General features: G+C 67.3%; 11 protein-coding genes. 3 read left to right on the top strand and 8 right to left on the bottom strand.

Annotation, left to right across the window (positions count from 1 at the left end):
* Nucleotides 1-8: 8 nt before the first annotated feature.
* From ACE3N9_RS13810 to ACE3N9_RS13800, 3 genes are read right to left on the bottom strand one after another with little or no spacing between them, the layout of a single operon-like run.
* Entirely contained in the window at nucleotides 9-296 is a 288-nt protein-coding gene (locus ACE3N9_RS13810) for a hypothetical protein (protein WP_374284542.1), read from the bottom strand.
* A gap of 23 nt (nucleotides 297-319) precedes the next feature.
* Nucleotides 320-1,327 (bottom strand): acyl-CoA dehydrogenase family protein, encoded by a 1,008-nt coding sequence (locus ACE3N9_RS13805; protein WP_374284540.1) that lies wholly within the window; start codon nucleotides 1,325-1,327, stop codon nucleotides 320-322.
* 4 nt (nucleotides 1,328-1,331) lie between these two features.
* Entirely contained in the window at nucleotides 1,332-2,552 is a 1,221-nt protein-coding gene (locus ACE3N9_RS13800) for an acyl-CoA dehydrogenase family protein (RefSeq protein WP_374284538.1), read from the bottom strand.
* 94 nt (nucleotides 2,553-2,646) lie between these two features.
* Between ACE3N9_RS13800 and ACE3N9_RS13795 the strand changes: the two genes are divergently transcribed.
* Nucleotides 2,647-3,465, top strand: a complete 819-nt coding sequence (locus ACE3N9_RS13795) for a thioesterase family protein (protein ID WP_374284536.1) — start codon at nucleotides 2,647-2,649, stop codon at nucleotides 3,463-3,465.
* A 7-nt stretch (nucleotides 3,466-3,472) separates the two neighbouring features.
* Here the strand turns inward: ACE3N9_RS13795 and ACE3N9_RS13790 are convergent, their stop codons facing one another.
* Nucleotides 3,473-4,264 carry an enoyl-CoA hydratase-related protein gene (locus ACE3N9_RS13790; RefSeq protein ID WP_374284534.1) on the bottom strand — a complete coding sequence of 264 codons (792 nt, stop codon included), beginning with the start codon at nucleotides 4,262-4,264 and terminating at the stop codon, nucleotides 3,473-3,475.
* Nucleotides 4,264-5,550 carry a MaoC family dehydratase N-terminal domain-containing protein gene (locus ACE3N9_RS13785; protein ID WP_374284532.1) on the bottom strand — a complete coding sequence of 429 codons (1,287 nt, stop codon included), beginning with the start codon at nucleotides 5,548-5,550 and terminating at the stop codon, nucleotides 4,264-4,266. Before ACE3N9_RS13785 ends, ACE3N9_RS13790 begins: the two co-directional genes overlap by 1 nt.
* A gap of 71 nt (nucleotides 5,551-5,621) precedes the next feature.
* On the opposite strand from ACE3N9_RS13785, the gene ACE3N9_RS13780 reads away from it, so the two are divergent.
* Nucleotides 5,622-7,121 carry a class I adenylate-forming enzyme family protein gene (locus ACE3N9_RS13780; RefSeq protein WP_374284530.1) on the top strand — a complete coding sequence of 500 codons (1,500 nt, stop codon included), beginning with the start codon at nucleotides 5,622-5,624 and terminating at the stop codon, nucleotides 7,119-7,121.
* A 44-nt stretch (nucleotides 7,122-7,165) separates the two neighbouring features.
* Here the strand turns inward: ACE3N9_RS13780 and ACE3N9_RS13775 are convergent, their stop codons facing one another.
* From ACE3N9_RS13775 to ACE3N9_RS13765, 3 genes are read right to left on the bottom strand one after another with little or no spacing between them, the layout of a single operon-like run.
* Nucleotides 7,166-8,386 carry an acyl-CoA dehydrogenase family protein gene (locus tag ACE3N9_RS13775; protein ID WP_374284528.1) on the bottom strand — a complete coding sequence of 407 codons (1,221 nt, stop codon included), beginning with the start codon at nucleotides 8,384-8,386 and terminating at the stop codon, nucleotides 7,166-7,168.
* A gap of 1 nt (nucleotide 8,387) precedes the next feature.
* Nucleotides 8,388-9,476: an acyl-CoA dehydrogenase family protein gene (locus ACE3N9_RS13770; protein ID WP_374284526.1), complete on the bottom strand. Its 1,089-nt coding sequence runs from the start codon at nucleotides 9,474-9,476 to the stop codon at nucleotides 8,388-8,390.
* Between the two features lies 1 nt (nucleotide 9,477).
* Nucleotides 9,478-10,842: a phosphotransferase family protein gene (locus tag ACE3N9_RS13765; RefSeq protein ID WP_374284525.1), complete on the bottom strand. Its 1,365-nt coding sequence runs from the start codon at nucleotides 10,840-10,842 to the stop codon at nucleotides 9,478-9,480.
* A gap of 65 nt (nucleotides 10,843-10,907) precedes the next feature.
* Between ACE3N9_RS13765 and ACE3N9_RS13760 the strand changes: the two genes are divergently transcribed.
* The gene (locus ACE3N9_RS13760; RefSeq protein WP_374284523.1) at nucleotides 10,908-11,708 is read left to right on the top strand and encodes an enoyl-CoA hydratase/isomerase family protein; all 801 of its coding nucleotides are present in this window, start codon (nucleotides 10,908-10,910) and stop codon (nucleotides 11,706-11,708) included.

Here is an 11,708-nt window from a genome sequence, read left to right as displayed (position 1 = left end):
TGCTTGCGTCAGTCCGAAGCGGGGAGCGGCTTGGCGTCCTTGGTGGTCAGGGCCGCGCCGCTGAGCGACAGGCTGCCCTTGCCCGGCTTGACGCAGAGCAATTCCACCGTGCCGGCGGCGTCGATGTAGCGCTTGCCCACCATCGTGCCTTCGGCAAAGCCGGCGGCGGGGGTGCCATCGCCGGCCGCGTCCTCGGCCATCGGCAGGCCGCCGCACTCGATTGTGCCGGCGCTATACTTGATGACCACCACTTCGCTGCTGCACGCGGCGCTTTTCAGGCGCGATCCCGGCTTCATTCGTTACACTCCTTCCCAATCGCCTACCAGCCCGCCAGCTCGGCCGCGCGGGCGCGGTGCTGCGCCGGGCTGCCCAGCCAGGCCCGGTTGAATACCGAGCGGCGGAACCAGTAGTTCAATCCATATTCCCACGTATAGCCGATCCCACCATGCGCGGCGATGGCGGCGCGGGTGGTGCGAGTATAGACTTCGCCCAGGTGCGCCTTGGCCTGCGCCGCCGCGCGGGCGGCATCGGACAGCCCGGCATCCCAGGCATAAGCGGCATACCACACCAGCGCGCGGGCGGGTTCGACATCCAGCGCCATGTGCGCCAGCTGGTGCTTCAGCCCCTGGAACCGCCCGATCGGCTGGCCGAACTGTTCACGCGTTTTCGCATAGTCGACCGACAGATCGGTGCAATGCTGCGCCCCGCCCAGGCTGTCCGCCGCGATCAGCACCAGCGCGGCATCGGTCAGCCGCTGGACCATCGGATCGCCTGCCGGATAGAGCGGATGAGCGGTCACCGTGCCGAAGCGGACCCGGCTGACCGGGCGGCTGCGGTCGGTCGCAGAGAGGGTCTCGATTTCCACCCCGTCACCGGCTTCGACCAGGTGCAGCCCGCCCGCACCGTCATCGGCAACGAACAGGTCGGCTGCTCGCGCGCTCTGCACGAGGTCGCTGCCGAGGGCGAGCGTGACCACCTTGTCCCCGGCGGCAATCGCGCCCAGCAATTCGCGTGTCGCGGGATTGGCGCAGTTCGCCACGGCAATCGCGCCCAGGATCTGGCCGATCACCGGCCCCGGCGCGCAGGCCGCGCCCAGCATTTCGCAGACCAGCGCCGCATCGAGCAGCCCCAAACCCGCGCCGCCCTGCGCTTCGGGCAGGGCCAGCCCGCCGATCCCCAGCGCCATCAGCGCCTGCCAGCTGTCCGCGTCGAAATCGTCCGCGCCATCGGCAAACCGGTGCAGGCGTTCCATGCCCCAGCATTCCGCCAGGGTGCCCCGCACCGCGTCCTGAATCGCGACCTGTTCGGAGGTGAGGTGAAAGCGCATCGCCCTAAGCCTTCCCGCCCGCGTCGCGTTCCATCGCCAGGTCGCGCGGCAGACCCAGGCCGCGTTCGGCAATGATGTTGCGCTGAATGTTGCTGGCCCCGCCGGCAATCGAATTGCCCAGGCTGCCCATGATCTGGTCGAGCCACTTGTTCGGCCCGCGCTGGCCCCGGTGCCCGCGCCCGCCCGCGCCTTCGGGCTCGGTCAGGGCCGCTTCGCCAATCAGGTCCTGGGCGAGCAGGGCAATGTCGTGGCCGATCTCGGTCAGCAGCAGCTTCATCATCAGCTGGACCGGGCCGGGATCGTCCCCGGCGGCGGCGCAGGAAAACAGGCGGAAGCTGGAATAGCGGTGCGACAGCACCCGGCCCTCGATCTCGGCCAACCGGTCGCGCATCAGCGGATCGCCCAGCCGCCCCATCTCTTTCGCCAGCTCGACCAGCTTGCGGAACTGGCCCCCCAGGCCATCGGCACTGCCGATGCTGGCGCGTTCGTGCTTCAGTGTGGTGCGCGAAACGTACCAGCCCTGCCCGCGTTCGCCCACCTGCCAGCTGACCGGGGCTTCGGCATTGTCGAAAAAGAATTCGCAGAAGGTGTGATCGCCTTCCTGTCCGGTCATCTGCCTGATCGGGCGGCGGGTGATGCCGGGCTGGTTCAGGTCGATCAGCAGATAGGTGATCCCGTCATGCTTGGGCGCATCGGGTTCGGTGCGCACCAGCATGAACATGTGGGTCGCCTGCATGCCCTGGCTGGTCCAGATCTTCTGCCCGTTGATGATCCATTTCGTGCCATCGGCCGACAGTGCACCCCGGGTCCGGACCGAGGCAAGGTCGCTGCCCGAACCGGGTTCGGAATAGCCCTGGCCCCAGATGTAATCGCCCTCGATCGTCGGGCGGATGAACAGCTCCTTCTGTTCATCGGTGCCGCGTTCGAGCAGGGTCGGCACGGTCATGTTGACGCCGTTGCCGCCCACTTCCATCGGCGCGCGGGCGCGGGCAAATTCCTCGCGGATCACTTGCGCGCGGATCACGTCGACCGGCTGCTCCGACCCGCCATAGCGTTTGGGCACCGAGCGATAGAGATAGCCGCGCTCCACCCCGGCGCGGCGGAACTGGCGGATGAATTCCTTCAGCTCCGCACCGCGCCGCTCACCCGGCTGCCAGGCCTGCGCCAGGAACGCGCGTACTTCCTCCCGGAAGCTTTCCGCCGCTGCGCCATAGCTCAGGTCCATTGACAATTCGCTCCTGCTGGGCTGCTTGCACCACGAGGCTCCTATGCCCTACTTGTATTACTAGGTCAAACATCTCGAACAACAAGGACCCGGCGTGACCGATAGCGCAGAACACCCCTGGCCGCCCCGCTATTACGAGCAGGACGGCGCCCTGTTCACCCCCACGCGGCTGGCTTGCAGCCCGTGGGATCCGCGCGCGATCGCCGGCGGGCCGGTCAGCGCGCTGCTGGCCAGCGGGGCCGAGGATGCGGCGCTGGATGCAGAGTTCGAGATTGCCCGGTTCCAGGTCGACATTTTCGGCAAGGTGCCGCACCAGCCGCTCACCCTGGACAATCAGGTGCTGCGCGATGGCCGCCAGACCAAGCTGCACCGGCTGACCATGCTGGCCGATAGCAAGCCGGTCGCCCAGGCCCACGTGTTGCGGGTGCGGCGCATGGAAACTCCGGTGTTCGAAGTGCCGCACGATTACCCAGCACCGGACGCGATCAAGGTTACCGACAGTCCGCGCGGCATGCGGATGGGCGGGGCGATCACGCTGCGCCGGGTGATCGGCGGTCCCGGCATTCCCGGACGCGGTGTATCGTGGCTGGCGATGGACGGCGAAGTGATCAGCGGGCGTCCGGCGTCGAACTTCGTCAAGGCCTGCCTGTTCGCCGATTTCGGCAACGGCTTTGGCAATGCCACCGATGCCGGCGAATGGTCCTATGCCAATCTCGACATCACCATCCAGTTCCTGCGGATGCCGGTGGGCGACTGGTTCCTGCTCGATGCCGAAACGCACATGGCCGGCAACGGCCACGGCACCGCGCGCAACGTGTTCGCCGATCAGCAGGGCGTCTATGCGCGGGGCTTCCAGACAATCTTCGTGGCGCCGGGGCACCTCTCGAAGACCGTACCGCAAGGCCCGCGCTGAGCGCGGGTCATTCCCCGCGCGGCTTGTTCGCCTCGCGCCAGATCGCGGCGGTGGCGCTGGTCGACAGGCCCATGTTGAGCGCTTCCTGGTCAAGCGCGGCCTCGAACGCCCAGTCCTCGGCGTTGTTGAGGTTCTGCTTCATGTAGCGATAGCCCATGCGTGGCCCGTCGGCCAGGCGGTGGGCGGCCTTCAGCGTTTCCTCGCGCAGCGCTTCGTCGTCAAACAGGCGGGTGTAGATGCCCTTGGCGAAGGCATCCTCGGCGCTGAGTTTTTCGCCGAGCAGGAACAGCTCGCGCGCCGCGCCCGTGCCCAGGATCTTGGTCCAGAACCAGGTGCTGCCGAAATCGCCGCCCGCGCCGATATTGGCAAACGCAGTCAGGAAGGTGGCCGACCGCGCCGCAAAGCGCAGGTCGCAGGCCCCGGCAATGCCGATCCCCGCGCCGGCCACCGGGCCGTTGACCATGGCAATCGCAGGCTTGGGCATTTCGTGCAGCAGCCGCGATGTTTCCATGTAACCGCGCAGGCGGGTGAAGCTCTGTTCCACCCTGCCGCCAACTTCGGCGTTGGGCGGAACCATCGCCTTGTCGCCGCCGCCCGCCTTGATGTCGCCCCCGGCGCAGAAGCCCCGGCCCGCGCCCGTCACCACCACGCAGCCGACCGAGCCATCACGCGCCGCATCGGCGCAGGCATCGGCCAGCGGCGCCATGATCGACCCGGTCAGGGCGTTCAGGCGGTCCGGGCGGTTCAGGGTGATGATCCTGACCCCGCCCTGGTTCTCGATCTGGACTTCCTCGCTCATCAATCCCCGCCCAGTTCCCAGTGCCGGGCCATCATCCGGGCCGCGGTTTCGGCCATGTCGGCGGGCACTTCGGGATACATCGGCAGCGGCCGGGCCTTGCTCGGCAGGGCGATGGTCGCGGTCGAGCGGACCGTTTCCTCGCCGCGCTGATTCATGAACCGCACCGCCACGTCGACCAGGTTCTGCCCGTTTTCGGTGCGCTTGCCCAGCACTTCGCCGGTTACGCGCTGGACATCGCCCATGAAGTTGAACTTGCGGATTTCATCATGGACGTGGGTAATGATCCCGTCATCCCCGGCCCAGTCGTTGAGATACTGCCACAGGTAGTTTTCGCGCATCACCCCATAGTCATAGGCCATCGGGTTGCCGATCGCCTGGGCCCAGACCGGGTCCCAGTGCAGCCGCTGCGCCACGTCGGGAATGCCATGCTCGTTCTTGACGTAGAAGGCGGGAATGCGCTGGCGGTTCTTGTGCGCGCGGCGGTTGGCCGTGGGCGCATAGGGGGTGAAGCCATAGCCCGCGGCGTGGAAGCAGATCACGTCGGTCACGGTCAGCGGCCCCTTGATCTGCAGACCCAGCGAATCGCCCTTCTCGACATCCTCGAAATAGCGCTTGGCGCTGCCCTGGACCTGTTCGGCGGCATAGGCGGCCTCGATCTCGGACCATTCCTCGTCGCTGTAGCTGGCTGGCTGGATCGACAGGTTCTTGCCCTTCTTCACCGCCGTCTTGCGTTCGGTCAGCACGCGCAGGATGTCATAGGTGGCGACCACTTCGGCGCGCTGGTTCACTTTCACGCGGCGGCTGGTGATGATCACCGACTGGCCGGCAAACTCGCTCTGCTTGACCTCGCAGGTCAGGTCGCCGCCATAGGAATAGATCGTGTCGCCGGGGCGGACCGGGCGGTAGAAGTTCCAGGCTGAACCCGAAACGAACACGTGAATGCCCTTGAACAGGCTCTTCTTCAGTGCCTTGACCTCGGGCGGGGTGGGGTCGCCCAGCATCGGCTTGTTGATCTGGCCGACGAACATGCCCGGCGCAATCACGCCGCCCCAGCGGGTCTTCCTGGCATAGTTCGGGTCGGTGAACAGCGGATTGTCGTCGCCGCAGCCATAGGCCCAATTGCGAATCGAATCGTGGCTGGCGGTCTGGACATATTCGGCCGACCGCATCGGCTCCCACACCCCGATCAGCTTGCGCTGACGCTCGATGTCATCCTCGGAAATTTCGTAAGCGACGGCTTTCTGCCACTCGTCACTCTGTTTGATATCGGTCTTTGCATCGGCCACGGCAATCGCTCCTTGATCCCAGTTGTATAACTAGGTAATAGAAGCCAGACAGTGAGGCAAGGGATTATCGGATGACCGAGGTGAGGCGGATCAGTGACGCGTTGAAGGTGCGCGCCGTGCACCAGCGCGACGAGATCGCCCATGACGATATCCGCCGGCAGATCACGTTCGCCCAGTGGGACCGCGAGGCGGACGAAGTGGGCGGCGGGCTGGCAGCGGCGGGACTGCAACCCGGCGACCGGGTGTTCCTGCCGATCAGCAACGCCCGCGCGGTGGAAATGGCCATCGCGGTTTTCGCCGTGTTCCGCGCCGGCGGCATCGCCTGCCCGATCAATACCCGCCTCAACCCGCGCGAGATTGCCGACTATGCCGCGTTGACCACGCCGCGCTGGTGCATCACCGATGTGCCCGACGTGGTGAAGGACCTGGCGCTCGACGGCTGCTGGACGGTCGATGCCATGCCCCGCAATCTGGCCGCGCTGCCGGATCAGGCCAGCCTTGATCCCGATGCCGATGCCGAAATCCTGGGGACCAGCGGCACCACCGGCAAGATCAAGGGCGTGGTGGTAAGCCACCCCGACCTGATGAAGGGCGTTACCGGGACCAACATGGACCGCTCGCGCTCCACGCTCAACGCCCTGCCGCTGACCGGCTCGGGCGGCAACCTGGGGATCGTGATGCTGCCCGCGCGCGGCGGGGCGACCGCGATCACCCAGCCCAAGTTCGATCCCAAGGGGTTCCTTGAACTGGTCAGGGAAAAGCGCCCGAACCTGGTCTATCTCGTGCCCTCGATGCTGCGGCTGATCCTCGATCATCCCGATGTCGGTCAGTACGACTTTGCCGGGGTGAAATACCTGATGACCGGCACCGCGCCGCTGCCGCACGATTCGGTTCTGCGCGCGCTGGCGCTGTGGCCGCATGTGCGGATGCGCAATTCCTATGGCATGTCCGAAGGCGGGATCGGCATCGGCACGAGCAGCAACGAACAGGTGCTGAAGCCCGGCTGCGTTGGCAAGCTGCCGCCGCACATGCAGCTCCGTGCTGAGGACGGCGAGGTCATCACCGCGCCGAACGTGGTCGGCGAGATCTATGGCTACCAGCAGCACCCGCGCCGCTACTGGAACGATCCCGAAGCGACCGCAGCGAGCTTCAAGGGCGGCTGGACCCGCACCGGCGATCTTGGCTACGTCGACGAGGACGGCGACCTGATCATGGCCGGCCGGGCCAAGGAACTGATCATCCGCGGCGGCTACAACATCACCCCGCTGGAAATCGAAACCGCGCTGCATCTGCACCCGGCGGTGCAGCAGGCCGCCGTGGTCGGCGTCGATCATGAAGTGCTGGGCGAGGACATTGCCGCTGCCGTGACCCTGCGCCCGGGCCAAAGCGCCAGCGCGGACGAGATCACCGCGTTCTGCCGCGAACATCTGGCCGACAACAAGGTGCCGCGCACCCTGCTGGTGCTGGACCACATGCCGCTGAACCCCAACGGCAAGATCCTGAAAAAGGACCTGAAGCCGGTGCTGCAGGCCGCCGCCGACGCCAAACGGGCGAACCGCCAGCCGGCCTGACCGGGTAATTTGCGCAAGGGACCGGACGGCCCCTCGACACTGGCCTATTTCAGCTGGTCGAAGGGCACGTCCTTGTCCATCCGCACGTCGCCAGGCATGCCCAGCACGCGTTCGGCAATCTGGTTGCGCAGCACTTCATCGGCACCGCCGGCAATCCGCATCACCACCGAATAGATGTAGTCATACTGCAGGTCGGGAGTGAAGCTGTCGCCCGGCAGCGGGGCGATGGCATCCAGCCCGCGCAGTTCCATGCCCTGCCCCAGGATCTTCTGCTGGCGGCCGGCATAGGCCAGCTTGATCATGCCGGCCATCGCGCCGGGGTTTTCGCCCTTGGACACCATGGTCCGCAGCCGCGCCTGAAAATGGTTCTGCCCGCGCTCGTCAGCCAGTGTTTCGGCCAGCGCCTGGCGCACCGCGCGGTCGTCCAGCATGGTGCCGCCCTGGCCATCGGGGGTGTGCGACGCCGCCTCGATCAGCGGTTCCACCCCACTGCGATGCGCGCCCGAACCCAACCGTTCGCCCATCAGCACGGTCATGCAGCAGGCCCAACCTTCGCCTTCGGCGCCGATGCGGTTGGCATCGGGAATGCGCACGTCGGTCAGGAAGGTCTCGTTGAATTCGCTCATCCCCGAAATCTGGCGGATCGGGCGGGTTTCGATCCCCGGCGTCTTCATGTCGACCACGAAGAAGGTCAGCCCCTTGTGCTTGGGCACCGTCGGATCGGTGCGCACCACCAGGATGCCCCAGTCGGTCAGGTGGGCCCAGCTTGACCAGACCTTCTGCCCGTTGACGATCCAATCACCGCTGCCATCGTCGGCGCGCACCGCCTTGGTGCGCAGCGCCGCCAGGTCCGACCCGGCGCTGGGTTCGGAAAACAGCTGGCACCAGGTCACGTCGCCCTTCAGCGTCGGCTCGATGAAGCGGGCGCGCTGTTCGTCGGTGCCGTGCCGGGCAATCACCGGCAGGGCCATGCCCGTGCCGATTGCGGTGAACGGCCCCTTGGGCAGGTGATAGCGGCCTTCCTCCTCGGCGAAGATCACCGCCTCGATGCCTGACAGGCCGCGCCCGCCCAGCGCTTTGGGAAAGGTCAGCCCGGCCCAGCCGCCGTCATAGAGCTCGCGCATCCAGGCACGGCCGCGCGCGGCCTCGTCGGCATCGTCGAGCCGCTGCCCGCGCGGCATTTCGTGCGCCGGGGCATGGGCCGCCAGCCAGGCGCGCGCCTCGGCGCGGAACGCGGCTTCTTGCGGAGTGTCGTTGAAATCCATCTTAGGCCACCTTTGCCTGGGTGCCGGGCTGCGCATCGAGCAGGCGGTCCGCCCAGTAGCCGCGCGGCCCCAGGTTGACCGCGAGCAGGCGCTCGCGCCGGTAATAGAAGTGACAGTTCGCTTCGAAGGTATAGCCGATCCCGCCGTGGACCTGCAGGTTCTCGCGCGCGGCGAATTCCAGCGCCTTGATCGCCGAAAGCCGCGCGGCAGCGGCAGCGGCGGGCAATTCGTCGGGCGCATGGCCCGCCGCCCAGCCGGCGTAATAGGCGTTGGACTTGGCCAGTTCGATCCCCACGGCCATGTCGGCCAGCTTGTGCTTGATCGCCTGATAGCTGCTGAGCGAACGGCCGAACATCTGCCGGTCCTTCACATAGCCGAGCGCCATGGCCAGGCACGCTTCTGCCGCGCCGACCGCTTCGAACGCGCCCTGCACGGCGGCGCGGTCCAGCAGGGTGGGGATCAGCCCGCGCCCGGGCAGCAGTTCCGCTTCAGCCCCGGCAAAGTCGATCCGGTAATGCGGGCGCAGCTGGTCGAAACTGTCGAGCCGGGTGCGCGTCACCCCGGGCTGGTCCAGCGCGACCAGCGCCAGCGAGCCGCCAACCTGCACCACCGCAACGCTCGCCACCCCGGCATCGGCCACCGGGTGCTTCGATCCGGTCAGCTTGCCATCGGCGAACGACAGCCCCTGCCCCAGCAGCGGCCCCGGCCCTTCGGCGCTGGCAAAGCAGGCCACCACTTCACCGCTGGCCAGGCGCGGCAGCCACGCAGCCTGCTGCGCCTCGCTCCCGGCGCGGGCAATCGCATCGGCGGCCAGCACGATCGACGAGGAGAACGGCACCGCCGCGTTGACCCGGCCCAGTTCCTGGGCAATCACCCCCAGGTCCAGCTCGCCCAGCCCCAGCCCGCCGAAGCGTTCGGGGATATTGGCGCCCAGGAAGCCCATTTCACCCAGTTCCCGCCACAGCGGCTCGTCCCATTCGGCCTGGCCATCGATCAGGCGGCGCAAGTGGTCATAGGGGGTGCGCTCGGCCAGCAGGCCGCGCGCCTGTTCGGCCAGCATTTTCTGTTCGTCGGAAAGATCGAAATCCATCTCAGTCGATGTCCTCGTACCAGGTCGTGGCAAGCGCCCCCATGGCTTCGGCCATGATGAAGGTCTCACGCGTCACGCGGTTGTGGCACAGTTGCACGGCGGCGGCGAAGGGCACCGCATCGGCGGCAATCGCTTCGGCCAGCGCGGCGCGGGCGCCAGCCAGGCTGTCCGGGGCTGATGGCATCAGCGCGCGGATTTCGGCCAGTTCAGCCGCGTCGAACGCGGCGCCATGGCTGGCGCGGCGGCGCCAGAACTTGACCAGCCGGGCGAGTTCCTTGGCCTTGGCGGCAGCGCGCTGGTTGCCCGCGTGGGGGACGATATCGTCCTTCAGGTCGGCCAGCGCCGTGGCAAATGTGCGGTCGGTCCAGTCCGGCGGGCAATCGGGCAGCTCCGGATCGCTGACCGCGATCCCGGCCAGCTCCGCGACCGAGCGGACCATCACCCGCTTGTGCATGGTGCCGAACATCAGCGCCGTGCCGCTCGCCCCCAGCTGCGCCCCCGGCGCGGCGGCGATGGCGGTGCTGGGGACCGAGAAGCTCAGTTGGAAATAGAGCCGGTGATACTTCACCCGCGCCAGGTCCACTGCCGTGCCGCTGGCCGCTTCATAGGCGGCGAACGCCTCGTGCATCGGCACGAAGGGCTGGATCAGGCTGCGCACCCAGATCTGGGCCAGATCCTCCATCGGATCGCCCAGGTGGGTCAGCTCCCAATCGACCAGGGCGGCAACCTCGTTGCCCTGGTAAAGGAAGTTGCCCGGCCCGGCATCGCCGTGCAGCACCACGGCCGGGCCGCGATCTTCGGGCACGTTGTCGGCCAGCCAGGCCAGCGCCAGTTGCAGCACCGGGTCAGCCCCGGCGGCCAGATTGTCGCGCCGCCACTGCGCCACGTTGGCGCGGATGCGGCGGGCCGGCGGCTCGGCCGCATCGCCCAGCGGGGCCAGTTCCGGCAGGCTGGCGTCGATCCGGTGCAGCGCGGCCAGCTGCCCCATGAAGTCGCTGGCCAGCGCGGCCTTGTCCTCGGCCTGGGGGAATCGGTCGTTGCCCGACACGAACTCGCTCAGCAGCGCGAGGTGCGAGGGGAACGACGCGACCAGCGGGGCGATGCGCACCCCGGCATCGCGGCACGTTCCACTCAACGCGCCAAGGATCGCCGTCTCGCGCTGGAAATAGGGCAGCCGCGAAGGATCGCCGGCGCGGCCATCCCAGGCGAGGTAGCAGTGCCGCTCGGCGCCGTCAGCCGCGCGCAGCGTCACTTCCGCGCCCTGGCGCGATGCACCGCCGCCCCCGCGTGCCTGTTCGGCGGCGATGACACAGCCGGTCTGCTGTTCTACCTGTTGGCGCAGGTCAGAGGGGATAGCGCTTGCCAAGGGTCCTCTCAGTTATATAACTAGGTGAAACAGCATTCACACGCCACAGGCGGGAGAGTCAAGACGTGAGCTACGAAACCATCCTCTACGAAGTGGCCGACCATGTCGCCACCATCACGATCAACCGGCCCGAAGCGATGAACAGCTTCAACCGCACGATGATGGAGGAGTTCAAGGCCGTCTGGCACGAAGTGTCGTGGAACGACAACATCCACGTGTCCGTGCTGCGCGCCGCGCCGGGCCGGGCATTCTGCACCGGGGTGGACGTGAAGGGCGCGGTCGGCGGGGACCGTCCGGCAGTGGACCTCGACAACGTGTGGCACTGCTACGATCCGGGCGACGAGCTGGGGCCGAAATCGCAGAAATGCTGGAAGCCGATGATCGCGGCGGTTCACGGCATGGCTGCGGGCGGCGCGTTCTACTGGCTGAACGAGGCGGACATCATCATCGCCTCGGAAGACGCGACCTTCTTCGACCCGCACGTCACCTATGGCATGACCAGCGCGCTGGAGCCGATCGGCATGACCTACAAGATGCCGCTGCAGGACGTGCTGCGCATGGTGCTGCTGGGCAATGACGAGCGGATGAGCGCCGAATACGCCAAGTCGATCGGCCTGGTCAGCGAAGTCGTCCCGCTCGACAACCTCTGGGCCCGCGCGCACGAATTGGCCTTGCAGATCGCGGCCAAACCCCCGGCGGCGATCCAGGGCAGCATCAAGGCGATCTGGACCAGCCTCGACATGCCGCGCTCGGTCGCGCTGGCCAATGGCCTGAAATACCCGCAGATCGGCAATCCGGTCGGCGTGCCGCAAGTGGACCGCGCCGCGCTGATGGCGGACAAGGCCAAGAAATACACGCTGCGGTGA

Source organism: Novosphingobium sp. (assembly GCF_041905565.1).
In the GTDB taxonomy this organism is placed as follows: domain Bacteria; phylum Pseudomonadota; class Alphaproteobacteria; order Sphingomonadales; family Sphingomonadaceae; genus Novosphingobium.
Note: the sequence above shows the minus strand (reverse complement) of the source record. Positions and strands in the feature narration are given on the sequence as shown.